Source organism: Bacillus cereus group sp. BfR-BA-01330, assembly GCF_022663885.1.
Taxonomy (GTDB): domain Bacteria; phylum Bacillota; class Bacilli; order Bacillales; family Bacillaceae_G; genus Bacillus_A; species Bacillus_A cereus.
Genome location: NZ_JAKUGK010000001.1, coordinates 264,303 through 290,549 on the forward strand (window position 1 = coordinate 264,303; position 26,247 = coordinate 290,549).

Sequence of the window (26,247 nt, forward strand, 5' to 3'; positions counted from 1 at the left end):
TCACGTTTTTTTGTTGAAGTATTAAATGAGGTGTTGTATATGGAGAATGAAATGCTGGAACGAGTAGAACAATTAGAAGAGAAGGTTAAGAGGTTAGAGGGAGAACTTGCAAGAACGATGAAAGCTCGAAAAATAAGTACCGTTCGGATGTTCGGGGAAGGGCTACTGTTTTTGGTATTTGGTGTGGTTGTAGTAGGGCCGATTATTGCCGTTGTAATCTCGATTTTTACTTGGCTTGCTGAAAAATAAAAATAAAAATAAAAATAAAAAGAACGCTTGTTCTATACGAACAAACGTGCTATACTCTCCTTAGATAAACAAAACGGAAATGATTTTAAGGAGAGATAAATGATGAAAATGACAGTAGACCAAAGATTTATGATGCCAGCAGATGTTGTAGAGCGAGTGGAAGTATTACGAAACAAACAAAGCAAGCGTGGCACATTATTACAATCGGTAAATAAATTTTTCGGTTTAGATACGAAAGAAGATTGTGTTTGGTTTTACGGTTTTTATGGAGTGGCTGTAAGTATCTTGTTGTTTATGGTGTTCACTTCAAATATTTTCGATTTTCTCTTCGCGTAAGAAATATGCGATAAGGACATTGCTACCGAATACATATATAAGGAAGTAAGGTAATCTTCTAGAGCGGGAGTTGGTAGCAATGGCGATGTTTCCTATAGAGCGCAACTATATTGGATATGGAAGTTCACGACCGGGGATTCCTCTGACTAAAGTGAGATTTATTGTAAGCCATGATACGGGGAATCCTGGAAGCAATGCGATAGGGAATCGAGATTACTTTAATGAATTACAACCGAAAGCTTCGGCGCATACATTTATAGATGATAAAACAATATTGGAGATTATTCCTATAAATGAAGTTGCGTATCATGTTCGATATGGTGTGCCGACGGATAATGACTTATATGGCTATGACGCGAATAAGGCGGCCATTGGAGTGGAACTTTGTTATGGTGGTGATGTTAACTTTTGGGAAGCATATAATCGTTTTACATGGTATCATGCGTATTTATGCCAAAACTTTGGCTTAAATCCGAAAAAAGATATCGTGTCACATAAAACGCTTGATCCAGCTAGAAAGATTGATCCTGAGAATGTATTAGGGAAACAAGGTATTAAATTTCAGCAGTTTTTAGCAGATGTCTATCGGATGTACGTTTCGTTTAGATGACAAATATATGAAAAATGAATACAATAAAGATAGGTGCCTACTGCTGTAAGTAGGTTTTTTCTTGTTTTTATAAATAGTGTATTGGTAGAAGACTAGGAGTGGACGAGTATGCAGAAAGAAACAGTTATTATAATCGGAGGCGGTCCGTGCGGATTAGCGGCTGCAATTTCGTTGCAAAAGGTAGGGATAAATCCGTTAGTAATTGAAAAAGGAAACATTGTAAATGCCATTTATAATTATCCAACTCATCAAACATTTTTCTCTTCTAGTGAAAAATTAGAAATTGGTGATGTAGCTTTTATTACAGAAAATCGTAAGCCAGTTCGAAATCAAGCGCTTGCGTATTATCGTGAAGTAGTAAGACGTAAATCTGTACGTGTAAATGCTTTTGAGCGAGTGGAGAAAGTTCAAAAAGATGGAGAAGTTTTTCAGGTTGAGACGACAAAGTGTGACGGAAGTAAGGAAATATATATAGCGAAATATATTGTTGTAGCAACTGGATATTATGATAATCCAAATTATATGAATGTTCCAGGTGAGGAATTGAAGAAAGTAGCTCACTATTTTAAAGAGGGGCATCCTTATTTTGATCGAGATGTAGTAGTTATAGGTGGGAAAAACTCGAGTGTAGATGCCGCGTTAGAACTTGTTAAATCTGGTGCACGTGTAACGGTACTGTATCGTGGAAGTGAGTATTCACCAAGCATAAAGCCTTGGATTTTGCCGGAATTTGAGGCGTTAGTACGAAATGGTACAATTCAAATGCATTTTGGGGCTCATGTGAAAGAAATTACTGAGCATACATTAACGTTTACAGTTGATGGTGAAGCTCTTACAATCAAAAACGATTTTGTATTTGCGATGACTGGTTATCATCCTGATCATAGCTTCTTAACGAAGATGGGTGTTCAGATTGATGAAGAAACAGGACGTCCAATTTATACAGAGGATAGAATGGAAACGAATGCTGAAAATATTTTCATTGCAGGTGTCATTGCTGCTGGAAATAATGCAAATGAAATATTTATCGAGAACGGAAGATTTCATGGAGATGCGATTGCGCAAACCATTGCATCAAGAGAAAAATAAAAAGGAGCTGTCGGGAAAACCTCGACAGCTCCTTTTTATTCGTGCATAAACATATTTTGAATGGATTCATGAGAATTTGTATTCTCTAATGCAACAAGTAATTTAATGCGTGCTTTTTGTGCATTTAAGCCGTATGTGAATACAATGCCCATATCTTTTAAGTGTTTACCGCCACCTTCATACGAATATACGTCTTGAACGATACCGTTGAAACAGCGAGAAACTAATACGACAGGAATACCTCTATTTAATAATCTTTCTAGACTAGGTAGTGTTCTTGGAGGGAGATTACCTTGTCCAAGAGCTTCGATAACAATGCCGTCTACAGGAAGATTTTCGATTGCTGCTAATAATGTATCATCCATGCCAGCATATGCTTTTAGAACAACTACATTTTTAGACACTTTGTTTATCGTATATGTTTCGTGATGTACTAAAGCGTGATGGAAGACAACGCCGCGTTTTGTTACCATTCCAATTGGTCCGTATTGTGGGCTTTGGAATGTTGCAACATTACTTGTATGTGTTTTCGTTACATTTGTAGCGCAATGAATTTCGTCGTTTAATACGACTAAAACACCTTTTTCTGCAGCTTCATCACAACTAGCAACTTTTACAGCTGATAAGAAGTTATATAGACCATCAGCACCTAACTCATTGCTAGAGCGCATTGCACCTGTCACTACGATCGGAATAGTTGCTTGTACTGTTAAATCTAAGAAATAAGCTGTTTCTTCTAATGTATCCGTGCCATGCGTAATGACTACGCCATGAATGTTGTCTTGTTTTACTCTTTCATCAATGATGACTTGTAATTGTAACATTTCGCTCGGTGTCATATGAGGAGATGGTAGGTGGAACACATCTTCAACGATTAAATCAACATCGCCTTCTAAATCAGGAATGAATTTTAAAAGAGGATTTTTTTCACCTGGTTGTACGACCCCAGTTTCTTTATCTTCCTCCATTGCAATTGTTCCACCTGTGTGTAAAACTAGGATTCTTTTCAATGCTTATACCCCTTTCAAGTAAAAAAATACATTTAGAACATAACATGTTTTGAGTAAATTCGACAATGGAAATGTATAAAAGTATGCCTCGAAAATGACAATAAAATTAACTGCTATATGTACGATGTATAAAATCATGAAACGAAATGTGCAAATAAATATAGTATAGGAGGGAAGAATTCCAGTGAAAAAGATGGAGAGAATTTTTATTCGTATATTAATAATACAATTCATTTGTCTTTCTGTTGTGCAATTGTTATTTATACATAAGTCATCAGTGAAATATTTATCTAAAATTGTTTATTATGAAGGTGTCATGGTAAAAAACAAAGTGGAAATCTTGCAGGTGAATAGGTAGTTTTCATTTTCTTCTATGAAGGATTATGCTACAATAATTGAGGATTTAATGACGTGAAGCAAATGAGAAGAAGCAGGGTGAACACCTGCTTTTCGTTTTGTTTTATAAGTGAAAAAATGAGGTGTTACAATGGATAAACGAATTTCAATTGCTATAGATGGTCCAGCAGCTGCTGGGAAAAGTACAGTGGCAAAAGTTGTTGCGAAGGAACTTTCTTACGTTTATATTGATACAGGCGCAATGTACCGTACGCTTACATATGCAGCCCTTGAACAAAAAGTAGACATTGAAAATGAAGAGCAGTTAATGGAAGTTGTAAAGAATGTAAATATTGAGTTTCAGCAAGGAGAAAATACACAGCTTGTATTTTTAAATGGACAAGATGTTTCTGAAGTAATTCGTACACCTGATGTGACGAATCGAGTATCTATTGTAGCGAAACATCGCCTTGTTCGTGAAGAAATGGTACGTCGTCAGCAAGATTTAGCGAAAAAAGGCGGCGTTGTAATGGACGGCCGTGATATTGGTACACATGTATTACCGGATGCTGAAGTGAAAATCTTTATGCTTGCTTCTGTTGAAGAAAGAGCGGAAAGAAGACATTTAGAAAATTTAAATAAAGGTTTCGATTCTAATTTAGAGCAGCTAAAAGAAGAAATTTCTCAGCGTGATAAATTAGATTCAGAACGCGAAGTTTCTCCACTAAAAAAGGCTGATGATGCATTGGAATTAGATACGACTTCTTTATCAATTGAAGAAGTTGTCCAAAAAATTATGAGCATTGTTTCTGGAGTGTTTGCGAAATAAAGAAAGGGGATAGTCCTCTTTCTTTTTTTGTTTAAATAGAAATGTAAAGGATACGTGAATTGTGAGTCTCTTTCCTTGACAAATGAGCTGATTTGTAAGAAGTTAGTTAAAGAGGAATAAAACTGTCAGAATATATTCGCTATTATATTTCAAAACATACTTTTTTCAAGCTGGTTTTGCTGTATACTATTTATATAGGTTTAATATATTTTCTTGTGAATGTTATTGAAAAAGAGTATGTGATGAGAAATTCTTAAACATGCAAATGAAAACTTTGTTTTCATTTCGTATATACATAAAAAATGCTTTGTCAATTCTGTAGGGAGGTATTTCCATGGTAGAGAAAATGAATGAAGAAGTTATGGATTCAAAAGAATTACAAGTTGGTGACGTTGTTACAGGTTCTGTAACGAAGGTTGAAGAGAAACAAGTGCTTGTAAATGTTGGATACAAAACAGATGGCGTAATTCCAATTAGTGAATTAGCTAACGTTCATATTGAAAAAGCAAGCGATGTTGTAGAATTAGATCAAACACTAGAGTTGAAAATTATTAAATTAGAAGAAGATGATCTTGTCTTATCTAAACGTGCTGTTGATGCAGAAAAAGCATGGGTAGAACTACAAGAGAAATTTACTTCTGGTCATGTATTTGATGTTACTGTAAAAGATATTGTGAATGGCGGATTAGTTGTGGACCTTGGTGTTCGCGGTTTTATTCCAGCTTCACTTGTAGAAGTACATTATGTAGAAGACTTTACTGACTATAAAGGTAAAACATTAGCGGTGAAAATTGTTGAATTAGACCGTGAAAAAAATCGTGTAATCCTTTCGCATAAAGCGGTAGTAGAATTAGAACTAGATTCTAAGAAAAAAGAAGCAATTTCTTCATTAAAAGAAGGGGACGTTGTTGAAGGAACAGTACAACGATTAACTGACTTTGGCGCATTCGTTAACGTTGGTGGAGTGGACGGTTTAGTTCACATTTCACAAATTTCACACGAACGTGTAGAGCAACCTTCTGAAGTGTTAGAGCAAGGTCAAAAGGTTAAGGTAAAGGTGTTATCTGTTGATGCTGATACACAACGTATTTCTTTATCAATTAAAGCAGCTCAACCAGGACCTTGGGAAAACGTTGCTGGCGAAATAAAAGCTGGAGATATTCGTGAGGGAGTAGTAAAACGCCTTGTTACATTTGGTGCATTCGTTGAGATTTTACCGGGCGTTGAAGGGCTTGTACACGTATCTCAAATTGCAAATCGTCACGTGAAAAATCCGAATGAAGTATTGGAAATGGGACAAGAAGTAAAAGTGAAAGTACTTGAAGTTCACGTAGCAGAGAAACGTATTTCTTTAAGTATAAAAGAAGCGCTTGAGGAAAATAATGTAACTGAAGATTATAGTCAGTATGAGCCAAATGCTGATTCTGCTACTTTCCAATTAAGTGATATTATTGGTGAACAACTGAAAAAATTAAAGAAATAATGAGGGGTACAAGTGGTAAGGGCAAAACGTAAATTAGATCATATTGAATATGCTCTTTCTACTGGTCAGTCTCGTACGCATGGCTTTCATGATATTGATTTTGTGCATCAAAGCTTGCCAAATTCAAATTATGACACAATAACATGTGAAACAAAAATCGGCGAACTTTCACTAAGTTCGCCGATTTTTATCAATGCGATGACTGGTGGTGGAGGAGAGAAAACGTTACATATTAATGAGCAATTAGCATATGTAGCGAAACATCATAACCTTGCTATGGCTGTAGGTTCGCAAATGGCGGCGTTAAAAGATGAAAGTGAAGCTGCTTCTTATAAGGTGATTAGAAAGGTAAACCCAAATGGTATTTTCTTTGCTAATTTAGGTAGTGAGGCAACTATCGAGCAGGCAGAGCGCGCCGTTGATATGATTGAAGCGAATGCATTACAAATTCATTTAAATGTCATACAAGAGTTAACGATGCCAGAAGGAGACCGTGATTTTACTGGAGTACTTCAGCGTATTGAGAAAATTGTTTTAAATAGTAAAGTTCCTATCATTGTAAAAGAAGTTGGATTTGGGATGAGTAAGGAAACAATGCAACAGTTAGTGAACGTAGGTGTAACAGCAATTGATATTGGTGGGCAAGGTGGTACGAATTTTGCTGCTGTTGAAAACGAAAGAAGGCAGCGAATGCTTTCTTATTTTAATAACTGGGGCATACAAACAGCAACCTCGATTATTGAAGCAACCTCTACAAATAATAACCTCTCTTTTATTGCATCTGGGGGTATACAAACAGCGCTTGACGTAGCGAAAGCGATCGCATTAGGGGCGAATACAACTGCGTTTGCTGGTTACTTTTTACGTATTTTAATGCAAGATGGTATTGAGAAGTTATTGGATGAAATTGAGCTTCTACATACAGATTTGAAATTTATAATGACAGCTCTTGGTGCGAAGACGATAGAAGAGTTGCAATCTGTACCTCTTGTTGTAAAGGGTGAAACATATCATTGGTTAATGCAGCGTGGTATTGATACTGCGCATTATAGTAGGAGATAAAAAATCAACCATTCGGTTGATTTTTTTTTGTTCTATTCTTTTTCGTAATATAAAGTGGAGAATGGAATTAGCATTATATAAAAATATCATTTCATAAAAATTGTAATTGAAAAAGGGTTGAAAAATGTAGATGGTGTGTTGTCGAATTACTGGAGAGAACTTAATTTTTAATGGGAATAGGTGAAGGTAAAAAGAAGTAATGGGAGGATATAGTGTGCGAAATATTATTTCAATATAAATAGAAATCATTAAACTGATTATGTAAAAGACGGTTTCGTACAATATCGAAACCGTCTTTTTGTATTAATTAGTGCTGGTTTTGTTTTCGAGCCTGTTCTGGTGTATCAAGTCCAGTTGCACCTGGATATTGTAGTGATTGATCACGATCGGATTCAACGCGGCGTGATTCTCGTAGTTTTCGTTCTTGGCGATCTTTACCCATAATGAATAACACCTCCTTGTTAAAAGTGTTGCTGTTATAAGAAAAAACTATGCGTAAATAAAGTGGATTAACTTTCATAAAAAGTTCCCATAATGGAAAACATAGGAGGTGAAGTTGATGGATGGAAGTACTTTTTATTTTGTAGCTTGGATAGGGTGGATCATTGTAACCTTTTTTATGAAAAAGGACTCTATCCGGTGGAAGTTAGGCGCTTGTATACTGATTTTTATAATTTGCTCTCCGTTACATGTAACGATTGCCTCATTCGTGGTATCAGTAAATGCTCTTTTACTTTGTATTATTTCTTTTATAGGGATCACGCTATATTCTGTCTGGAAAAAATTGTATAGCTTACTTTCGGCACTTATTATCGCAATGTTATATACAAGTTTTCATCTGTTAGAAATATATGATCCGATTTGGATTGTGGTGGATAGAGTGTTTCTGCTAAGTAGTGCTCTTGTGTATGCATCGGTGTTATTGCATGGGGATCGCATATTACGATTATGTTCTCTATATGTAGGGATGTTACAAGGAGAGCTGCTAGTGACATTTATTTTTAGGAAATTGAATTTTCCATATGATTACGGTAGTTTAGCATTTTTTGATATCGTCGCCATTTCTACATTATTCATGGCAATATTGTTTTGGATTGCAAAAGCATCAGTATACATGGAACGGTTTAAGAGAAAAACACGTAAAAGAAAGGCGAGGGTAATACATGACTGAATATACACCAGCCATTTTATGCGGCGTAATAGCTGGGACAGTTACAAGGGTGCTAATGCTTCGGACGGATACGCGGCAATATCCGACGAGGCTACATGGGAAAATTATTCATATTGCAATGGGGTTAATTGCAGCTGCTTTAGGAGCGATTGCAATCCCGTCTATTTTGAAAAAAGATTTTTCTGCCATTACATTTCTTACATTAGCAGCGACACAATTTCGTGATGTACGTAATATGGAAAGAAATACGCTTCAACAATTAGATGGGTATGAGCTCGTACCGCGTGGAAATACATACATTGAAGGAATTGCATTGGTTTTTGAAAGTCGCAACTATTTGGCAATGTTAACGTCGTTTGCAACGACGTTTGCGTATATAGGATTCCGTTCATGGATTGCAGGAGTAATTATGGCTATAATCGCATTTTTTATCGCGAAAAAATTAATGTCTGGTAAAAGGCTACATGATCTTGTTGAAATTGAGCACGTTCCGCTTCGTTTTGAAGGAGCAGGGCTTTATATTGACAATATTTACATTATGAATATTGGATTGCCAGCAAGACAAGAAGAAATTATGAAATATGGTATGGGTTTTATTTTAAAGCCGAAATCAATTGATGCGATGGTTACAATCTCAAATTTAGGGCAACGACAAGCTATTTTACACGATGTTTCAGTAGCGTTAGGGATTTATAGAGATTCTGGTACACCAGCGCTTGTACCGTTAGCAAAGCGTGATTTAGAGGATGGCAGGGTTGGGATTTTTGTCCTGCCGCAAGATCAAGATGCAGAGAAAGCGATAGGTGTCATAGGAAATGTACCAACGTTAGAAAGTGCTGTCCATATGTCATCGGAAGCCCCAAAAGGAAGGGGAGATAAGAGATGATGTTAGAAAGTGTTATTCTGGCAGTTATAACAACGACTCCAGAAAAATTTGCAGGTGGTGCTCCTTTATTCGTTTGCGAATCGACGGAGGAACTAGAATTTGTTGCAAATAATTTAGAAGCAATTTTAGATGGTATTGCACATCGCTTACAAGAGAATGTATATATTATTGTGAAACATTAGCAACGTGTGTTATAATGTGAGGTGTTTTGATACGTTGAGAAATATTCTGGAATGCAAATCCCTTCTTGCACAAAGAAGGGTTTTTTACATAATAAACAGAAGCAAGTTGAAAGGATGAAAGTATATGCCGAAACCAGTAATAGCGATAGTAGGTCGCCCGAACGTAGGGAAATCTACTATTTTCAATAGAATTGTTGGAGAAAGAGTTTCAATCGTAGAAGATATTCCAGGTGTAACGCGCGATCGTATTTATAGCGCTGGAGAATGGTTAAATCATGAATTTAACATTATTGATACGGGCGGAATTGATATTGGAGACGAGCCGTTTTTGACACAAATTCGTCAACAAGCTGAAGTAGCAATTGATGAAGCGGATGTTATCATTTTTATGACAAACGGTCGTGACGGTGTAACAGCAGCTGATGAAGAAGTTGCAAAAATTTTATATCGTTCAAATAAACCGGTTGTACTTGCAGTAAATAAAGTGGACAATCCGGAAATGCGCAGTGACATTTATGACTTTTATGCATTAGGATTTGGCGAACCATTCCCAATTTCAGGTACACACGGATTAGGGTTAGGTGACTTACTAGACGAAGCTGCACAACATTTTCCAAAGATTGAAGAAGACGGATATGATGAAGACACAATTCGTTTCTCTTTAATTGGACGTCCAAACGTAGGGAAATCATCACTTGTAAATGCTCTTCTTGGTCAAGAGCGTGTAATTGTTAGTAATGTAGCAGGAACAACTCGTGATGCTGTCGATACACCATATAGTAAAGATGGAAAAGATTATGTAATTATTGATACAGCTGGTATGCGTAAAAAAGGAAAAGTGTATGAAAGTACAGAAAAATATAGTGTACTTCGTGCGCTAAGAGCGATTGAACGTTCTGACGTTGTTTTAGTTGTTTTAGATGGTGAAGAAGGAATTATTGAGCAAGATAAAAAAATCGCTGGATATGCTCATGATTCAGGGCGAGCTGTTGTTATCGTTGTAAATAAATGGGATGCAGTGAAAAAAGACGAAAAAACAATGAAAGCATTTGAAGAAAATATCCGTGCTCATTTCCAATTCTTAGAATACGCACCAATTGTTTTCTTATCTGCAAAAACGAGAAAACGTACACAAACATTAATACCGGTTATCGATGAGGTAAATGAAAGTCATAGTATCCGTATTCAAACGAACGTATTAAACGATGTAATTATGGATGCGGTAGCGATGAATCCGACGCCAACTCATAATGGTAGCCGTCTGAAAATTTTCTATGCAACACAAGTTGCGGTAAAACCACCGACATTTGTTGTGTTTGTAAACGATCCAGAATTATTGCACTTCTCATATGAGCGTTTCTTAAAGAATCGCTTACGTGAATCATTTGGCTTCGTAGGAACGCCGATTCACATTATCGCTAGAGCAAGAGACTAATGGAGAGGATGTGATTTTATGACAAAAATCACAGTAGTAGGAGCAGGTAGCTGGGGAACAGCGTTAGCGATGGTATTAGCTGACAATGGACATGATGTACGTATTTGGGGAAATCGCCCAGAACTTATGGATGAAATGAATACGAAACATGAGAATAGTCGATATCTCCCAGGCATTACATTGCCAAGCACAATCGTAGCCTACTCTTCTTTAGAAGAAGCATTAGTAGATGTAAATACAGTACTGCTAGTAGTACCAACGAAAGCGTACAGAGATGTATTACAAGAGATGAAAGAAATTGTTACTGAACCAATTACTTGGATTCATGCGAGCAAAGGAATTGAACCTGGTACGTCAAAACGTATTTCGGAAGTGATTGAGGAAGAAATTCCAGAGCACTTAATTAAAGATGTTGTTGTACTGTCTGGACCGAGTCATGCTGAAGAAGTCGGTTTACGACAAGCGACAACAGTTACGTCTGCAGCAAAGCGTATGGAAGCGGCTGAGGAAGTACAAGATTTATTTATGAATAGTTATTTTCGTGTATACACAAATCCAGATATCGTTGGAGTTGAACTTGGTGGTGCGTTAAAAAATATTATCGCATTAGCTGCTGGTATAACTGATGGTCTTGGATTAGGTGATAATGCAAAGGCGGCATTGATGACACGTGGTTTAACAGAGATTGCTCGTTTAGGAAGAAAAATGGGCGGGAATCCGTTAACGTTTGCTGGTCTAACTGGTATGGGAGACTTAATTGTAACTTGTACAAGTGTTCATAGCCGAAATTGGCGCGCTGGAAATATGCTTGGAAAAGGACACTCTTTAGAAGAAGTGTTAGAAAGCATGGGTATGGTTGTGGAAGGTGTAAGAACAACGAAAGCTGCTCATGAATTGGCAGAGAAAATGGAAGTTGAAATGCCGATTACAGCTGCTTTATATGACGTGCTGTTCAATGGGAATAACGTAAAAGATGCAGTAGGCTCATTGATGGGACGTGTTCGAAAACATGAAGTGGAAGCTATACCTGATTTACTGTAAAGAAAAGCGACAGAAGTACATTTGTACTTCTGTCGCTTTTTTATTTTTTGGGTCTTTTCACCATTTTTTCATTTTTGCATAGGATGAAGAGTAACTTGAGGAGAGGGTGAAAAGAATGGATAATAATATTTTTAATAATATTGAGAAGGAAGCGAAAGTAAATAAAGAGGATATTTTTAAATTAGCATCATCCGTGCAAAATGCGAATTTACGTGATGAAACTGTACTTCGTCAATTAATTCATCAAGTGGCTCTTATGGCGGGACGTGAAGTGCCGAAAGAGCAAGAGGATCAAATTGTAAAAGCGATTATTAATAATAATATGCCAACAGATTTTGGCTCGTTAAGCAAAATGTTTAAAAAATAAATTATGAGAAACAAAGAGTTTGGAGATTGCATATGATAGCCATGAAAGAATGGGAATAGAGCTGTTTTTGGGCATATTTGGTCAACCGAAGCGAGAGATACAATCGCTTCGGTTTTATTTTTGCCTAGATTGGTGAGAAATGCTGGAAAACCTATTGATTAAAGTTACATACTCGCGATTTGTAGTAAAATGTTCTTTTTGTATTTGTTTAAAGATTTTAATTTGTTAAAATAGTATAAAAATAGATTAATAAAAAGGGGTGTGTATATGTCAGAAGGGCTTATGAAAATGTGGTTGGCTTTAGGGGCAATTGGATTTATGTTTTTTGCAGTAAGTTTTATTTTATTAAGTAGACATAGAATAAAGAATAAATTTTTGAAAGGGATTACAGCGTTAGTAGCGTACACCCTTATGATTGTGTCAGGAATAGTTATTTTTCTTGTTGTATTTAGTGGACCTGTACAGCAGTAAATGGAATGGTCTCGAAAATACTACATACGGAGCAAATTAGATTAGTATGAAAAGGTGATGCTAGTGAAAAAATTCCATATTATTTTAATATTTTGTTGTATGAGCCTTTTAACGGGGTGTCTGTATCCGAAAGAAAATATGAAGCAAAATGCGGTTCCTTATGAAGATCAGCTACAGGTTGTTCAAAAAGCTGTTGTGACATTTAAGGAGCAAAATGATGGGATATTGCCAATTAAGACGAGGGATATGAGTACACCTATTTATCAAAAGTATCCAATCGATTTTCAACAGATTGCCCCGCGTTACATACAAGAAGCGCCAGGGAATGCGTATGAAAGTGGAGGAGTATATCAATACGTATTAATAGACGTTGAAACAAATCCGACAGTAAAGTTAATTGATGTTAGGATGGCTGAACAAATTCAGGAACTATCTTTAAAGCTTAGGATGTATCGTGATGAACATCAATATCCACCTTTTAAAAAAGTAATTTCAGATGGTGTATATGAATTGGATTTCAAAAAACTAGGATATAAAGATGTGCCACAAGTGACAAGTCCATATTCTGGTAAAGGACTGCCTTTTGTAATTAATGAAAAAGGAGAAGTTTTTGTTGATTATAGAATCGACTTATATGACGCTTTGAAAAAAAATGAAGGGCAGTTTACAGAGGGAGAAGATATTCGAAATATACTTTCGAAAGGTTCCCCATTTGTACCAGCTTATTCTTTACCGTACACAGTAAAGGACGGAGAACCAATTTTTTTAAAATGATAAGTCATGAACCTTTCTTTTAGTGAATAAGTTCTAGAAGAAAGGTTTTTTATGTTATACAACTTACGATGCAAACAAAAGATATTTTTTAATAGTCATATGAAATTGGACAAAATTATATGATATATTGTCCGAACTTCTAGAATACCATTATATTATATCAGATATTATAGGCAACGTTAGAGAAGGTATTAGTTGACTATAAACGCGGAATTATTCCCAAAAATTTTGAGGGAGGGAATCACTTGGAAAAGGTAGATATTTTTAAAGATATTGCAGAACGAACAGGCGGTGATATTTATTTTGGAGTTGTAGGAGCTGTTCGAACAGGGAAATCAACATTCATTAAAAAATTTATGGAACTTGTAGTTATTCCAAATATTGAGAATGAGTCTGACCGTCAAAGAGCGCAGGATGAATTGCCTCAAAGTGCTGCTGGTCGTACAATTATGACGACGGAACCGAAGTTTGTTCCAAACCAAGCGGTTTCTATCGAAGTAGATGAAGGACTTGAAGTGAATATTCGATTAGTAGATTGTGTTGGATATACGGTTCCTGGAGCGAAGGGCTATGAAGATGAGAATGGCCCGCGTATGATTAATACCCCTTGGTATGAAGAACCTATTCCATTCCATGAAGCTGCAGAAATCGGCACGCGTAAAGTAATTCAAGAACATTCAACAATTGGTGTTGTAATTACAACAGATGGAACAATTGGTGAAATTCCAAGAAGAGATTATATAGAGGCAGAAGAACGCGTTGTAAATGAGTTGAAAGAAGTAGGAAAACCTTTCATTATGATAATTAATACGGTACAGCCGTATCATCCAGATACAGAGCAATTACGCCAAAGTTTATCAGAAGAATATGATATCCCGGTTATTGCAATGAGTGTGGAGAGTTTAAGAGAAACAGATGTATATAATGTACTTCGTGAAGCGCTATTTGAATTCCCTGTATTAGAAGTGAATGTGAACCTTCCGAGTTGGGTAATGGTGCTAAATGAAGGGCATTGGTTGCGTCAAAGTTATCAAGAAGCAGTTCAAGAAACTGTGAAGGATATAAAACGTCTTCGTGATGTGGATCGCGTTGTTTGGCAGTTTAGTCAATATGAATTTATTGATCGAGCGAGCCTAGCTGGCATTGATATGGGGCAAGGTGTGGCGGAGATTGATTTATATGCGCCAGATGAATTATATGATCAGATTTTAAAAGAAGTAGTAGGAGTAGAAATTCGAGGGAAAGATCATTTGTTAAAGCTTATGCTCGATTTATCTCATGCGAAAATAGAGTACGATCAAGTGGCGGATGCACTGCGTATGGTTAAGCAAACAGGATATGGTGTAGCAGCACCTGCATTAGCGGATATGAGCTTAGATGAGCCAGAAATTATTCGTCACGGTTCAAGGTTTGGTGTGAAGTTAAAAGCGGTAGCGCCATCTATTCATATGATTAAAGTAGATGTAGAGTCAACGTTTGAGCCGATTATTGGTACTGAAAAGCAAAGTGAAGAATTAGTTCGTTATTTAATGCAAGATTTTGAAGATGACCCGTTATCAATTTGGAATTCTGATATATTTGGACGTTCACTTAGCTCGATTGTTCGAGAAGGAATTCAGGCGAAATTATCTTTAATGCCAGAAAATGCTAGATATAAATTAAAAGAAACGCTAGAAAGAATTATTAATGAAGGATCTGGCGGATTAATTGCGATTATACTATAAGAAAAAATCCCTCTCATTGTAGAGGGATTTTTTGTTTTTTTTGATTATAAAATAGAAAAATAAACAGTCATTATCTAATACATTGTTGTAAATTGTCAAGTTTCATCAGATTTTCACATTTTAAGAGTAACAATTTCCTTAAAAATATTGAATTATAAAGGAGAATCGTATAATATAGGCGTTGATAATGATTTATCTACATCTTTGTAGTATAGAATTTGCAAAAATTGCCTACAAATGAAAGTAAGACTCATTTTATGATCATTATACAGTCTTATCTTTGGGAGGAGGTGAATGGCATGAACAAGACAGATTTAATCAATGCTGTTGCAGAAGCAAGTTCCCTTTCTAAAAAGGACGCAACAAAAGCAGTAGACGCTGTTTTTGATTCTATCTTAGAAGCTTTAAAACAAGGTGATAAAGTACAACTGATCGGATTCGGTAACTTCGAAGTTCGTGAGCGTGCGGCTCGTAAAGGTCGTAACCCACAAACAGGTGAGGAGATTGAAATCGCTGCAAGTAAAGTACCTGCATTCAAACCTGGTAAAGCGTTAAAAGATGCGGTTAAATAATCCTTACATATTAACAGGGAAGAAGAGTTTCCTTTTTGGGAACTCTTCTTTTTGCTTTTAAAAACATAAATATGCTAGAATGTGTTCGTATCACTTTTAGGTTTTCGGGAGGGCTAGCGGATGGCAAAAGTTAATTTAGAACAAATTGAACATGCAGTACGCCTTATTTTAGAGGCGATTGGGGATGACCCAAATCGTGAGGGAGTACTTGATACACCAAAGCGTGTTGCAAAAATGTACGCAGAAGTGTTCTCAGGTATGCATGAAGATCCGAAAGAGCATTTGCATAAAGTATTCGGAGAAGATCACGAAGAGCTTGTACTAGTAAAAGATATACCATTTTATTCGATGTGTGAGCATCATTTAGTACCATTCTATGGAGTTGCTCACGTTGCATATATTCCGCAAGGTGGAAAGGTAACAGGGTTAAGTAAATTAGCTCGTACCGTAGATACAATTGCACGTCGCCCACAACTGCAAGAACGTATTACATCAACAGTAGCGAACTCTATTATGGAAGTACTAGAGCCTCATGGTGTAATGGTAGTAGTAGAAGCAGAACATATGTGTATGACGATGCGTGGTGTGAAAAAACCAGGTGCGAAAACAGTAACGACAGCAGTGCGTGGTGTGCTTGAAAATGATGCTGCAGCGCGCAGTGAAATTTTATCGTTTATTAAAACGAAGTAAAGAAAAGCGGGAAACTGCTTTTCTTTTTTTTTTTTAGTAAATAAATGATATAGTTTTAACTAGACAGAGTGAGATTAGAAAGATTGCTTACATGAATGGTAGGTGTAGCCAAGTTTTGGTTATAGAAAATAGAGTGTATGTGTTATAATAAGTTTTATGAATTAGAAAACAAGGGTGATTTTTTGTGTGTGACATCTACGGAGGGTATGCGGGTATAAAAGAAAAATTGATGGAGAAATTACGCCATCCTTATTTTATAAACTATATTGAAGAACCATTTATTGATGAAGAAAAGATAGCATTGTTATATGGTGCTTTAAAGAGTGCAAACTTACATATAGAACAAATTGAGCATTACGTAGTAACAATTATGCTTGTACAAATTGCGCTTGATACGCATGAAAGGGTATCAAATAAAGCAGGCGAGGAAGAGATTGAATTCCATAAATGTCGTCAATTAACAGTACTTGCAGGCGATTACTATAGTGGACTATATTATTATTTATTGTCTATGAATCGTGATATTGTTTTAATTCGTGCACTTGCTGAAGGAATTAAAGAGATAAATGAACACAAAATTATGTTATACCAAAAAGCGCATGAAACGACGGATGACATAATGAAAAGCATAGTAACGATTGAGTCTGCGCTCCTTCAAAAAACATGTGATCATTTTCAGTTATCACATTGGAAGCCATTTATCACATACGTATTAGGTGGAAATCGCCTTCAAAAAGAAATTCAATTGTATGCTGATAAGCAACATTCACCTGTTTTTCAAGCTATGCAAGATGCTTTAGGGGATAAAGCAGAAGTAGTGATTAATGGTTGGATGAAGGAATTGAGAAAGAAAGAAAAACAATTTTTAGAAAATCACACAGACATAAATGAAATAAATTCTGTGTTAAGGAATAAATAGAAGACATAAGCAATTTTACATTGGAAGAAGGTACGAGCATGCAACAATCAAAAGAAGAAAGAGTACATGACGTATTTGAAAAGATTTCTGATAAATACGATGTGATGAATTCTGTAATTAGTTTTCAAAGACATAAAGCGTGGCGGAAAGAAACGATGCGAATTATGGATGTACAACCAGGCAGTCAAGCACTTGATGTATGCTGTGGAACCGCAGATTGGACAATTGCGCTAGCTGGAGCCGTAGGTGAGCAAGGAAAGGTTGTTGGCTTAGACTTCAGTGAAAATATGTTATCTGTTGGTAAGCAAAAGGTAGAGGCGTTACAATTAAAACAAGTAGAACTTCTACATGGGAATGCAATGGAACTTCCGTTTGAAGATAATACGTTTGATTATGTGACGATTGGGTTTGGTTTACGTAACGTACCGGATTATATGCACGTATTAAAAGAAATGACGCGTGTAGTAAAACCAGGTGGAAAAGTAATCTGTTTAGAAACATCTCAACCAACAATGATTGGTTTTCGACAAGGGTATATTTTATACTTTAAATATATCATGCCGTTATTTGGAAAGATGTTTGCGAAAAGTTATAAAGAATATTCATGGCTTCAAGAATCTGCTAGTACGTTCCCAGGGATGAAAGAATTGGCTCAAATGTTTGAGCAAGCTGGACTTGAACGTGTGCAAGTGAAACCATTTACTTTTGGGGTAGCAGCAATGCATTTAGGAATTAAACCAGAATCAAAATAGAAAAAAGAAGTTTTAGGTTAAGGTGAACAATATGAAGTTACAACTTATGTACTCTTTTTTACGATCGGATATTAATGTGATAGAAAAAGAATTAAAAAAGACAGTCGCTTCTGAACAGCCATTAGTAGAAGAGGCAGCATTACAGCTTATTGAAGCTGGTGGGAAACGAATTCGTCCTGTATTTGTGTTGCTTGCAGGGAAATTTGGAGATTATAAGTTAGATGCGATTAAGCATGTTGCTGTTGCGTTAGAACTTATTCATATGGCTTCTCTTGTTCACGATGATGTTATTGATGCTGCATTTTTACGACGCGGCAGTGCGACTGTGAATGCGAAATGGGGAGATCGTATTGCGATGTATACAGGGGACTATCTGTTCGCTAAGTCTCTTGAATGTATAACCAATATCGAAATTCCAGAGGCACATCAAGCGTTATCACATACTATTTTAGAAGTCTGTAAAGGTGAAATTGAACAAATTAAAGATAAATACAATTATGACCAAAATTTAAGAACGTATTTAAGAAGAATAAAGCGAAAAACAGCATTATTAATTGCCGCGAGTTGTCAATTGGGAGCGATTGCTGCTGGTGCTAATCGTGATACGGTAAATCGTCTATTTTGGTATGGGTATTTTGTAGGAATGTCTTATCAAATTATTGATGACATTTTAGACTTCGTTTCTACAGAAGAGAAACTTGGAAAACCTGCTGGTGGGGATTTACTACAAGGGAATATTACACTTCCTGCTTTATATGCGATGGAAGATCCCGTACTTCGTCAGAAAATCACATCTGTACATGAAAATTCAACAGCAAGTGAAATGCAAGAAATTATTGATGCTGTAAAAAATAGTACAGCAATTGATCAAGCATTTGCGTTTAGTGAACGTTATTTACATAAAGCTTTAGAAATAATAAAACCACTCCCACGTGGAAAAGCAAAGTACGCATTACAAAATGTTGCAAAGTATATTGGAAAACGAAAATTTTAAGGTTTATTCTAAAAAATAAAATAATCTCTCTATTTCAAAACTATTGCACAATTGTGATAAGGGTGATAATATGTGTGTGGGGATATACAATTACATACATAATTCAGAAGTGGAGAGATTTTTTATGGAAAAAACATTTCTAATGGTAAAACCAGACGGTGTACAACGTGCCTTCATTGGGGAAATTGTAGCTCGTTTTGAGAAAAAAGGCTTTCAATTAGTTGGTGCAAAATTAATGCAAGTCACTCCAGAAATTGCTGGACAACACTACGCTGAGCATAAGGAAAAACCTTTCTTTGGTGAGTTAGTAGACTTTATTACATCTGGACCTGTATTCGCAATGGTATGGCAAGGTGAAGGTGTAGTAGATACAGCTCGTAACATGATGGGGAAAACAAGACCACATGAAGCAGCTCCTGGAACAATTCGTGGAGATTTCGGTGTAACTGTTGCGAAAAACATTATCCATGGTTCTGATTCTTTAGAAAGCGCAGAGCGCGAGATTGCTATTTTCTTTAAAGAAGAAGAATTAGTTGACTACTCAAAATTAATGAATGAATGGATTTACTAATTATTTTGAAATAATTTGTAAACGCTTTAATCACTGTGATAATAGTAAAAAGTGCAAGGAGAATAGGGGTATTCTTCTTGCACTTTTTTTATTTTCAGTTAGTTACGAAGTTTGAACTGTTATGATATATTGATATTTAAATTAGGACTATCGGAAATATAGAATAAGAAAATGGTCGATTTATGATATAATTTCTTTAATATTTTTAGAATGATAAAAGTTAATATAGTGAGATAAATACATATACGAAAAGAGGAATAACGTATGCGATATATTACAGCTGGTGAATCTCATGGTCCACAACTTACAACGATTATAGAAGGTGTTCCGGCAGGATTGTCTTTAGTAGCAGATGATATAAACGAAGAGTTAGCTAGAAGGCAAAAGGGATATGGGCGCGGTAGACGCATGCAAATTGAAACGGATCAAGTGCAAATTTTAAGTGGTGTTAGACATGGAGAAACATTAGGTTCCCCTATTGCACTTGTTGTTGAAAATCGTGATTTTGCACACTGGACAAAAATTATGGGGGCGGAGCCTTTAACTGAGCAAGAAGAAAAAGAGATGAAAAGGAAAGTGACAAAACCAAGGCCTGGGCATGCTGATTTAAACGGTGCGATTAAATATGGTCATAGAGATATGAGGAATGTACTGGAACGTTCGTCAGCGCGCGAAACGACGGTGCGTGTTGCTGCTGGTGCGGTTGCTAAAAAGGTGTTAGCAGAACTTGGTATTAAAGTAGCGGGCCATGTAATTGAAATTGGCGGTGTACAAGCTAAGGAGATTACGTATAGTTCAATTGAAGAATTAAAGAGTATTACCGAAGCATCTCCTGTACGTTGCTTAGATGACGAAGCTGGTAACCAAATGATGAAAGCGATTGATGATGCGAAAGCAAATGGTGATTCAATTGGTGGAATCGTTGAAGTAATTGTGGAAGGGATGCCAATTGGAGTAGGTAGCTACGTGCATTATGATCGAAAACTGGATGCGAAATTAGCAGCTGCAATTATGAGTATTAATGCTTTTAAAGGTGTCGAGATTGGAATTGGTTTTGAAGCAGCGCATAGACCAGGAAGTGAAGTTCATGATGAAATTCTGTGGAATGAGGAGCATGGATATACACGAAGAACAAATAATGCAGGTGGATTAGAAGGCGGTATGACGACTGGAATGCCAATTGTTGTGCGCGGTGTGATGAAACCGATACCTACACTTTATAAACCTCTTCAAAGTGTAGATATTGATACGAAAGAGCCTTTTACAGCGAGCATTGAACGTTCAGATAGTTGTGCAGTGCCAGCAGCTAGTGTCGTTGCAGAAGCGGTTGTGGCTTGGGAATTAGCGACAGCTTTAATAGAACAATTCGGATTAGATCGTATGGAACTAATTCGTGAAAATATTGAGAAACATAATGAATATGCGAGGGGATTTTAATGGGAAACATACATATTCAAACGAAATCAAAAGAATATGATGTACATGTTGGTAAAGAAGTGTTGTCAAACTTAACAACGATCGTTCAAAATATGCAGCCAGCGGTATCTAACGTAATGATTATTTCAGATGAAGCTGTTGCATCACTACATTTACAGACAGTTATCGATGCATTACAAGTAGAGCAGCACGTGTTTTCGTTTGTTGTACCAAGTGGCGAAAAAGAGAAGTCTTTCGAAAATTTCTATGCGGCTCATACGTCAGCTCTTGAAAATAAATTAGATAGAAATTCTTTAATTCTTGCACTTGGAGGCGGAATGATTGGAGATTTAGCTGGTTTTGTTGCTGCATCGTTTATGCGTGGTATTCGCTTTGTGCAGGTTCCGACAACTTTATTAGCGCACGATAGCGCAGTGGGTGGGAAAGTAGCGATTAACCATCCGTTAGGTAAAAATATGATTGGTGCATTCCATCAGCCAGAAGCAGTTGTATATCATACACCGTTTTTACAGTCTCTTCCTGAAAAAGAGTGGCGTTCAGGTTATGCAGAGGTGATAAAGCATGCTCTTATCGGTGATGTGGAGCTATACTATTGGTTAAAAGAAGAAGTGCAAACATTAGCGGATCTTCATGATGAGAAGTTAATCCATATATTAACGAAGGCGATTCCTGTAAAGGCAAATGTTGTGTCACAAGATGAAACAGAGAAGGGTGTACGTGCTCATTTGAATTTTGGACATACGTTAGGACATGCTCTTGAAAAAGAGCTAGGGTATGGAAATATTACTCACGGTGACGGTGTAGCGGTTGGAATGTTATTCGCCATATTTTTAAGTGAGCAAGTGTACAAGGTTGATCTTGCTTATGAAGATATGAAGCAGTGGTTCTTGAAATACGGCTATCCAAAAATGCCAGGAGATTTGAATGTAGAGCGCCTCGTTCAATTGATGAAACAAGATAAGAAAGCAAATGCAGGAGCAATTCATATGGTGCTTATGCAGGAATATGGGGTAGTGAATGTCGTATCTATTTCAGATGAGACTGTTCATATTGCGTTAGAGGCATTTCAAAAAGATATGGTTTAAAATGATAGCGAAGTGCTGTGAAGTGCTCATTTAGAGGTATTCTCGTAATAGTGACGGTTATGACAAAAGATTACAGTAAGGGGCTATAACCGTATTGTAATCAAATTGAATGAAATGACTGGGGGAAGAAAAATGAGAGTGAAAGAGCAATTGTTAACTTTGAGAGCGTATGTGCCTGGGAAAAACATTGAAGAAGTAAAACGAGAATATGGTTTATCAAAAATTGTGAAATTAGCATCCAACGAAAATCCATTCGGTTGCTCAGCACGTGTGACAGAAGCATTAACTTCTTTAGCGAGCCAATATGCCCTTTATCCAGATGGATATGCCTTTGAACTTCGGACAAAAATAGCGGAACATTTAGGTGTAAAAGCAGAACAACTACTATTTGGTAGTGGATTAGATGAAGTCATTCAAATGATTAGCCGAGCGTTACTACATGAAGGAACAAACGTTGTAATGGCGAATCCTACGTTTTCACAATATCATCACCATGCTGTTATTGAAGGAGCAGAAGTTCGTGAAGTATCACTTAAAGATGGTATTCACGATTTAGATGCAATGCTAGAGCAAGTAGATGAGAAAACGAAAATTGTATGGATTTGTAATCCGAATAATCCAACAGGTACATATGTTGAGAAACAAAAATTACTTTCATTTTTAGAATCAGTTCCTAAGTCGGCTCTCGTTATTATGGACGAAGCATATTATGAATACGCGGAAGCAGAAGACTATCCGCAAACATTACCACTTCTTGAAAAGTATGAAAATCTTATGGTTTTACGCACGTTTTCAAAAGCATATGGTTTAGCTGCTTTTCGTATCGGATATGCGATTGGGGATGCGAAGTTAATCGGACAGCTAGAAGTAGCTAGGTTACCATTCAATACATCAACTGTAGCCCAATCTGTAGCACTCGCTGCATTAGAAGATCAAGCTTTTTTACAAGATTGTGTGCAAAAGAATGCTGAAGGTTTAAATCAGTATTATGCATTTTGTAAAGAATATAACGTATTCTATTATCCATCTCAAACAAATTTCATTTTCTTAAAACTCGGTATACCAGGTAATGAAGCTTTCGAACGATTAATGAAAAAAGGATATATCGTTCGTTCTGGTGCTGCATTTGGTATCGATGATGGTATTCGTATTACTGTCGGTTTGAAGGAAGAAAATGATGAAATTATAGAGTTACTGAAAGAGCTTGTAAATGAGCAAGTACAGAAAGAAGAAACATATTCTTAAGAGATTGTGAAGGCTCCTATTATAGGAGCCTTTTTTATCGCATTCAAAATAAAGGTTGAAGACTGCTAATTAAGTTATTCTGTAAACCACGGTTTGTATGGCTTGATAATTAGTGAGAGAAGTTATTTGCACGGTCATAAAAGAAAGCGGTACAATAGAAGATGATGATAAGGTATCGGTGTCATATCCGAACCTTTTGAACAATTAACTACTCTGTAGGAAGAAGTATAAGAAGAAGCATGCTCATTCTAAAGGTTGCGTTCTAACAGTGAGTTGCTTATGATAAATGAACAGAAGAGAATATTTTTTAGAATTAAAGGAGACGTTTATGCAAAAGTTTGAACAAGCTGTTTCATATATTGAAAATGGTGAAGCAGAAAAAGGATTACAATTATTAAAAGAACAATTAAAAATTGCGAATGATGAAGAGAAGTATGATATCGCTCGTTACTATCATACACTTGGATTTACAGATGAGGCATTAGCAATTACTGAAGACTTACGTTTACTGTATCCAGAAGAAAGTGAATTCACTGTATTTTTAGCAGAATTATATATTGATCTAGATAAAGAAGATGAAGCGATTGAAGTGCTTCATGATATTCCAGAAAATGACGATTTATATGTTCAATCGTTATTACTTGTTGCAGATTTATTCCAAATGCAAGGTTTTGATGATGTAGCAGAGCAAAAACTATTAAAGGCGAAAGAAATGATGCCTGATGAACCTGTTATTACGTTTGGGTTAGCAGAATTATATAGTAGTAAAGGTGAAGAACAAAAGGCAATTACTTATTATGAATCGCTATTAGCGGAACATAAAGTAATGGGTGGTGTTGTGATCGCACTTCGCCTCGCAGAAACGTTAAGCGCGATCGGAAACTGGGAAGAAGCGATTTCTTATTATGAAGCAGGCCTAGAGGAACAAAAAGATATTCACTCATTATTTGGATATGCCTTCACATTATACCAAGGTGAAGAATATCAGAGAGCAATTGGTGCTTGGCAAGAACTAAAAGAATTAGACCCTGAGTACGCATCACTGTACATGTATTTAGCGAAAAGCTATGAAAAAGAAGGAATGCTTCAAGAAAGCTATGAAACGCTTCATGAAGGAATTAAAGTAGATGAGCTTTCAGTTCCATTTTATGTAGAGTTAGCGAACATTGCGGCGAAATTAGGAAAAATAGTAGAAGCAGAGGAAGTTCTTCAAAAAGCGCTTGAGTTAGATCCAGGGCATTTAGGTGGAACATTAAAATATGCATATATCTTAAAAGAACAAGAAAAGTACGAAGAGTTAATTGCAATTGTAGAGCGTGCTATTGATAGTGGAGAACCAGATACACAACTACTTTGGGATCTTGCGTATGCAAAAAAACAATTAGAAATGTATTCGGATGCATTAAAACACTATGAAAGTGCATATACTTCTTTTAAGAATCATCCAGACTTCTTAGAAGAGTACGGTTATTTCTTATTGGAAGAAGGAAACCGAAAAGAGGCGAAAGAAGTATTTACCCAGTTATTACAACTAGACCCGACACAAATTCATATTGAAGAGTTGTTATATAATTTAGAGGATTTTTCATAAGTTGGAAGGAAACTGAATGCCGCTTCTTGAATCTAAAAAGAAAAGAGAAAGACAGAGGAGGGACTTAATTGCTATGAATACCCCTGTTTCTGTAAACGAGAAGAAGGATTTTGTAAAATGGTTTTTGAATAATTACCAACTGAAACAGCGTGAATGTGTATGGATTCTGAATTATTTAATGAGTCACGACCAATTGATGCATAAAGTCCACTTCGTAGAGCATGCAAAATATTGTCCGCGTGGCTTAGTGATGTCAGCGAATTGTGTGAAAGACACACCGTTTCACTTTTTTAAACAAAATGTTATGACAACAGATGCTGAAAAATCGTTTCATGATATTCGTTTAAATCGAGATGAGGATATTTATATTCAACTCAACTTTAAATCATCGTTTCAAAATGCGAATTATGTAGCTGTATTAGAAGAAAACCCATATCTACCAAAGCATATTGAAGTAAATGAAAAAGATCGTTTACTTGCAGAAAGGTTTTTGGAAGAAAGTGTATTTTCGTTTAGGAGAGAACGCCTTTTGAAACAAATTGATGAAGCGTTAGATAAGCAAGATAAGGAAGCGTTTCATAGATTAACGGCAGAGTTAAAAACTTTATAGAATTTATTTGGATTAATAAATTTTTACAAATTTCAGACTTTCATCAAGAAAAACTACCTATATTGGGTAGTTTTTCTTTTTTTACCTCTTTTAGTATGGTTTAATATATATAAAGTGAAAGTTCTGTCATTTGTAAGTGAAGGAGGGAAGGAATTTGAAGTGGATTGTAAAAGATGTGGAACAGTTTGAGCAAGCAAGAGAGTATGTTGATACAGGAGTAATACCGCTGTTATCAATTTCGGCAGCAAAAGAAATGAAAATGGTTGTAGAACAAGGTGAATTTATCGAATTGTTGAGCACGGAATTGGAAAGAGAGTATAAGGGAAGAGTGCTTTTACTGCCTGCGTTTACGTATTTGGTAGAAAGTCAAAAGAATGAAAAAGGTCGTTTGCAAGAATGGACAAATCATTTACGAAGTGAAGGTTTTAAGCATATTGCTTATGTTACAAGTGATTTTTCATGGAAAGAGGATATGCAAGAGTTACAGGGAGATTTGTTTTGGTTTCCTTCATTAGCATTAGAACAATTTAGTGATCAAGCAAAAAGAGAAGTTATTCATGCACATATAAAAAATATAATGGTGATGTTGGAAGAGAAATGGGGAAACTCATAATAAACAGAAAGTTCTTATTATTATGAGTAGTATGATATTGACCTGTGCATGAGCGTATTATATCATGATAGTGTCCTAGTTTTTATTTTTTATATAATTTATCACGAGGGGAC

At 36.1% G+C, this 26,247-nt stretch carries 31 protein-coding genes; 29 read left to right on the forward strand and 2 right to left on the reverse strand.

Annotated features, from left to right (window positions below):
* The first annotated feature begins 39 nt into the window (after positions 1-39).
* The 4 genes from MR112_RS01435 (at position 40) to MR112_RS01450 (ending at position 2,284) form a co-directional block, all read left to right on the forward strand.
* Positions 40-249 (forward strand): hypothetical protein, encoded by a 210-nt coding sequence (locus tag MR112_RS01435; RefSeq protein ID WP_000426763.1) that lies wholly within the window; start codon positions 40-42, stop codon positions 247-249.
* A 99-nt stretch (positions 250-348) separates the two neighbouring features.
* Entirely contained in the window at positions 349-585 is a 237-nt protein-coding gene (locus tag MR112_RS01440) for a DUF3961 domain-containing protein (protein ID WP_001983018.1), read from the forward strand.
* A gap of 79 nt (positions 586-664) precedes the next feature.
* On the forward strand, positions 665-1,195 hold the full coding sequence (locus MR112_RS01445) for a peptidoglycan recognition protein family protein (RefSeq protein WP_001240655.1): 531 nt from the start codon (positions 665-667) through the stop codon (positions 1,193-1,195).
* A 108-nt stretch (positions 1,196-1,303) separates the two neighbouring features.
* Entirely contained in the window at positions 1,304-2,284 is a 981-nt protein-coding gene (locus MR112_RS01450) for a YpdA family putative bacillithiol disulfide reductase (protein ID WP_242244730.1), read from the forward strand.
* 35 nt (positions 2,285-2,319) lie between these two features.
* Here MR112_RS01450 and ansA read toward each other — a convergent pair whose 3' ends face one another.
* On the reverse strand, positions 2,320-3,294 hold the full coding sequence (ansA, locus tag MR112_RS01455; RefSeq protein WP_000822010.1) for an asparaginase: 975 nt from the start codon (positions 3,292-3,294) through the stop codon (positions 2,320-2,322).
* A gap of 184 nt (positions 3,295-3,478) precedes the next feature.
* Here ansA and MR112_RS01460 point away from each other — a divergent pair, with 184 nt between their 5' ends.
* The 4 genes from MR112_RS01460 to MR112_RS01475 all read left to right on the forward strand — a co-directional run bounded on the left by MR112_RS01460 (position 3,479) and on the right by MR112_RS01475 (position 7,004).
* Positions 3,479-3,652 carry a YpfB family protein gene (locus MR112_RS01460; protein ID WP_000738057.1) on the forward strand — a complete coding sequence of 58 codons (174 nt, stop codon included), beginning with the start codon at positions 3,479-3,481 and terminating at the stop codon, positions 3,650-3,652.
* Between the two features lie 129 nt (positions 3,653-3,781).
* The gene (gene cmk / locus MR112_RS01465) at positions 3,782-4,459 is read left to right on the forward strand and encodes a (d)CMP kinase (RefSeq protein ID WP_242244731.1); all 678 of its coding nucleotides are present in this window, start codon (positions 3,782-3,784) and stop codon (positions 4,457-4,459) included.
* A 334-nt stretch (positions 4,460-4,793) separates the two neighbouring features.
* Positions 4,794-5,942, forward strand: coding sequence for a 30S ribosomal protein S1 (gene rpsA / locus MR112_RS01470; RefSeq protein ID WP_000229559.1), 1,149 nt, complete (start codon positions 4,794-4,796; stop codon positions 5,940-5,942).
* 12 nt (positions 5,943-5,954) lie between these two features.
* Positions 5,955-7,004, forward strand: coding sequence for a type 2 isopentenyl-diphosphate Delta-isomerase (locus tag MR112_RS01475; protein ID WP_000251035.1), 1,050 nt, complete (start codon positions 5,955-5,957; stop codon positions 7,002-7,004).
* Positions 7,005-7,311: 307 nt separating this feature from the next.
* Here the strand turns inward: MR112_RS01475 and MR112_RS01480 are convergent, their stop codons facing one another.
* A complete protein-coding gene (locus MR112_RS01480; RefSeq protein ID WP_000513900.1) occupies positions 7,312-7,446 on the reverse strand; it encodes a YpzI family protein in 135 nt (44 codons plus the stop codon).
* 117 nt (positions 7,447-7,563) lie between these two features.
* Here MR112_RS01480 and MR112_RS01485 point away from each other — a divergent pair, with 117 nt between their 5' ends.
* From MR112_RS01485 to MR112_RS01585, 21 genes are all read left to right on the forward strand, one after another.
* Positions 7,564-8,175 (forward strand): YphA family membrane protein, encoded by a 612-nt coding sequence (locus tag MR112_RS01485; protein ID WP_000349105.1) that lies wholly within the window; start codon positions 7,564-7,566, stop codon positions 8,173-8,175.
* Positions 8,168-9,061, forward strand: coding sequence for a YIEGIA family protein (locus MR112_RS01490; RefSeq protein WP_000141596.1), 894 nt, complete (start codon positions 8,168-8,170; stop codon positions 9,059-9,061). Before MR112_RS01485 ends, MR112_RS01490 begins: the two co-directional genes overlap by 8 nt.
* Positions 9,058-9,243, forward strand: a complete 186-nt coding sequence (locus MR112_RS01495) for a capping complex subunit for YIEGIA (protein WP_000979059.1) — start codon at positions 9,058-9,060, stop codon at positions 9,241-9,243. Before MR112_RS01490 ends, MR112_RS01495 begins: the two co-directional genes overlap by 4 nt.
* Positions 9,244-9,367: 124 nt before the next feature.
* The gene (gene der, locus MR112_RS01500) at positions 9,368-10,678 is read left to right on the forward strand and encodes a ribosome biogenesis GTPase Der (RefSeq protein ID WP_001125893.1); all 1,311 of its coding nucleotides are present in this window, start codon (positions 9,368-9,370) and stop codon (positions 10,676-10,678) included.
* An 18-nt stretch (positions 10,679-10,696) separates the two neighbouring features.
* Positions 10,697-11,719 (forward strand): NAD(P)H-dependent glycerol-3-phosphate dehydrogenase, encoded by a 1,023-nt coding sequence (locus MR112_RS01505; RefSeq protein ID WP_048655807.1) that lies wholly within the window; start codon positions 10,697-10,699, stop codon positions 11,717-11,719.
* A 115-nt stretch (positions 11,720-11,834) separates the two neighbouring features.
* Entirely contained in the window at positions 11,835-12,086 is a 252-nt protein-coding gene (locus MR112_RS01510; protein WP_000369754.1) for a stage VI sporulation protein F, read from the forward strand.
* Positions 12,087-12,353: 267 nt separating this feature from the next.
* Positions 12,354-12,557 carry a DUF2768 domain-containing protein gene (locus tag MR112_RS01515; protein ID WP_001289008.1) on the forward strand — a complete coding sequence of 68 codons (204 nt, stop codon included), beginning with the start codon at positions 12,354-12,356 and terminating at the stop codon, positions 12,555-12,557.
* A gap of 63 nt (positions 12,558-12,620) precedes the next feature.
* Complete coding sequence (locus MR112_RS01520; protein ID WP_000713407.1) at positions 12,621-13,331, forward strand: hypothetical protein; 711 nt, start codon at positions 12,621-12,623, stop codon at positions 13,329-13,331.
* A 245-nt stretch (positions 13,332-13,576) separates the two neighbouring features.
* A complete protein-coding gene (gene spoIVA / locus MR112_RS01525) occupies positions 13,577-15,055 on the forward strand; it encodes a stage IV sporulation protein A (protein WP_000416519.1) in 1,479 nt (492 codons plus the stop codon).
* A gap of 299 nt (positions 15,056-15,354) precedes the next feature.
* Entirely contained in the window at positions 15,355-15,627 is a 273-nt protein-coding gene (locus MR112_RS01530) for an HU family DNA-binding protein (protein ID WP_001043860.1), read from the forward strand.
* Positions 15,628-15,747: 120 nt separating this feature from the next.
* Positions 15,748-16,317, forward strand: coding sequence for a GTP cyclohydrolase I FolE (folE, locus tag MR112_RS01535; protein ID WP_001151482.1), 570 nt, complete (start codon positions 15,748-15,750; stop codon positions 16,315-16,317).
* 184 nt (positions 16,318-16,501) lie between these two features.
* On the forward strand, positions 16,502-17,236 hold the full coding sequence (locus MR112_RS01540; protein WP_000332847.1) for a heptaprenyl diphosphate synthase component 1: 735 nt from the start codon (positions 16,502-16,504) through the stop codon (positions 17,234-17,236).
* A 38-nt stretch (positions 17,237-17,274) separates the two neighbouring features.
* Entirely contained in the window at positions 17,275-17,988 is a 714-nt protein-coding gene (menG, locus tag MR112_RS01545; protein WP_001187674.1) for a 2-heptaprenyl-1,4-naphthoquinone methyltransferase, read from the forward strand.
* A 31-nt stretch (positions 17,989-18,019) separates the two neighbouring features.
* Positions 18,020-18,982, forward strand: a complete 963-nt coding sequence (gene hepT, locus MR112_RS01550) for a heptaprenyl diphosphate synthase component II (RefSeq protein ID WP_000776077.1) — start codon at positions 18,020-18,022, stop codon at positions 18,980-18,982.
* A 124-nt stretch (positions 18,983-19,106) separates the two neighbouring features.
* A complete protein-coding gene (ndk, locus tag MR112_RS01555; protein ID WP_000415883.1) occupies positions 19,107-19,553 on the forward strand; it encodes a nucleoside-diphosphate kinase in 447 nt (148 codons plus the stop codon).
* Between the two features lie 264 nt (positions 19,554-19,817).
* A complete protein-coding gene (aroC, locus tag MR112_RS01560; protein ID WP_001269384.1) occupies positions 19,818-20,990 on the forward strand; it encodes a chorismate synthase in 1,173 nt (390 codons plus the stop codon).
* Positions 20,990-22,075 carry a 3-dehydroquinate synthase gene (gene aroB / locus MR112_RS01565; RefSeq protein WP_226369084.1) on the forward strand — a complete coding sequence of 362 codons (1,086 nt, stop codon included), beginning with the start codon at positions 20,990-20,992 and terminating at the stop codon, positions 22,073-22,075. The genes aroC and aroB overlap by 1 nt, the downstream gene beginning before the upstream one ends.
* 132 nt (positions 22,076-22,207) lie before the next feature.
* Positions 22,208-23,320, forward strand: a complete 1,113-nt coding sequence (gene hisC / locus MR112_RS01570; RefSeq protein ID WP_001264019.1) for a histidinol-phosphate transaminase — start codon at positions 22,208-22,210, stop codon at positions 23,318-23,320.
* Positions 23,321-23,648: 328 nt separating this feature from the next.
* Positions 23,649-24,911, forward strand: a complete 1,263-nt coding sequence (locus MR112_RS01575) for a tetratricopeptide repeat protein (protein WP_242244732.1) — start codon at positions 23,649-23,651, stop codon at positions 24,909-24,911.
* Between the two features lie 73 nt (positions 24,912-24,984).
* Positions 24,985-25,521 carry a ReoY family proteolytic degradation factor gene (locus tag MR112_RS01580; protein WP_001095925.1) on the forward strand — a complete coding sequence of 179 codons (537 nt, stop codon included), beginning with the start codon at positions 24,985-24,987 and terminating at the stop codon, positions 25,519-25,521.
* A gap of 154 nt (positions 25,522-25,675) precedes the next feature.
* A complete protein-coding gene (locus MR112_RS01585) occupies positions 25,676-26,134 on the forward strand; it encodes a YpiF family protein (protein WP_000871313.1) in 459 nt (152 codons plus the stop codon).
* Positions 26,135-26,247 lie beyond the last annotated feature (113 nt).

Excerpts from the sequence above, each read along its gene's own strand:
- MR112_RS01435 (WP_000426763.1), top strand. The coding sequence starts at position 40 with ATGGAGAATGAAATGCTGGAACGAGTAGAACAATTAGAAGAGAAGGTT.
- MR112_RS01440 (WP_001983018.1), top strand. The coding sequence starts at position 349 with ATGATGAAAATGACAGTAGACCAAAGATTTATGATGCCAGCAGATGTT.
- MR112_RS01445 (WP_001240655.1), top strand. The coding sequence starts at position 665 with ATGGCGATGTTTCCTATAGAGCGCAACTATATTGGATATGGAAGTTCA.
- MR112_RS01450 (WP_242244730.1), top strand. The coding sequence starts at position 1,304 with ATGCAGAAAGAAACAGTTATTATAATCGGAGGCGGTCCGTGCGGATTA.
- cmk (WP_242244731.1), top strand. The coding sequence starts at position 3,782 with ATGGATAAACGAATTTCAATTGCTATAGATGGTCCAGCAGCTGCTGGG.
- rpsA (WP_000229559.1), top strand. The coding sequence starts at position 4,794 with ATGGTAGAGAAAATGAATGAAGAAGTTATGGATTCAAAAGAATTACAA.
- MR112_RS01480 (WP_000513900.1), bottom strand. The coding sequence starts at position 7,446 with ATGGGTAAAGATCGCCAAGAACGAAAACTACGAGAATCACGCCGCGTT.
- MR112_RS01485 (WP_000349105.1), top strand. The coding sequence starts at position 7,564 with ATGGATGGAAGTACTTTTTATTTTGTAGCTTGGATAGGGTGGATCATT.
- MR112_RS01490 (WP_000141596.1), top strand. The coding sequence starts at position 8,168 with ATGACTGAATATACACCAGCCATTTTATGCGGCGTAATAGCTGGGACA.
- MR112_RS01495 (WP_000979059.1), top strand. The coding sequence starts at position 9,058 with ATGATGTTAGAAAGTGTTATTCTGGCAGTTATAACAACGACTCCAGAA.
- der (WP_001125893.1), top strand. The coding sequence starts at position 9,368 with ATGCCGAAACCAGTAATAGCGATAGTAGGTCGCCCGAACGTAGGGAAA.
- MR112_RS01505 (WP_048655807.1), top strand. The coding sequence starts at position 10,697 with ATGACAAAAATCACAGTAGTAGGAGCAGGTAGCTGGGGAACAGCGTTA.
- MR112_RS01510 (WP_000369754.1), top strand. The coding sequence starts at position 11,835 with ATGGATAATAATATTTTTAATAATATTGAGAAGGAAGCGAAAGTAAAT.
- MR112_RS01515 (WP_001289008.1), top strand. The coding sequence starts at position 12,354 with ATGTCAGAAGGGCTTATGAAAATGTGGTTGGCTTTAGGGGCAATTGGA.
- MR112_RS01530 (WP_001043860.1), top strand. The coding sequence starts at position 15,355 with ATGAACAAGACAGATTTAATCAATGCTGTTGCAGAAGCAAGTTCCCTT.
- folE (WP_001151482.1), top strand. The coding sequence starts at position 15,748 with ATGGCAAAAGTTAATTTAGAACAAATTGAACATGCAGTACGCCTTATT.
- menG (WP_001187674.1), top strand. The coding sequence starts at position 17,275 with ATGCAACAATCAAAAGAAGAAAGAGTACATGACGTATTTGAAAAGATT.
- hepT (WP_000776077.1), top strand. The coding sequence starts at position 18,020 with ATGAAGTTACAACTTATGTACTCTTTTTTACGATCGGATATTAATGTG.
- ndk (WP_000415883.1), top strand. The coding sequence starts at position 19,107 with ATGGAAAAAACATTTCTAATGGTAAAACCAGACGGTGTACAACGTGCC.
- aroC (WP_001269384.1), top strand. The coding sequence starts at position 19,818 with ATGCGATATATTACAGCTGGTGAATCTCATGGTCCACAACTTACAACG.
- aroB (WP_226369084.1), top strand. The coding sequence starts at position 20,990 with ATGGGAAACATACATATTCAAACGAAATCAAAAGAATATGATGTACAT.
- hisC (WP_001264019.1), top strand. The coding sequence starts at position 22,208 with ATGAGAGTGAAAGAGCAATTGTTAACTTTGAGAGCGTATGTGCCTGGG.
- MR112_RS01575 (WP_242244732.1), top strand. The coding sequence starts at position 23,649 with ATGCAAAAGTTTGAACAAGCTGTTTCATATATTGAAAATGGTGAAGCA.
- MR112_RS01580 (WP_001095925.1), top strand. The coding sequence starts at position 24,985 with ATGAATACCCCTGTTTCTGTAAACGAGAAGAAGGATTTTGTAAAATGG.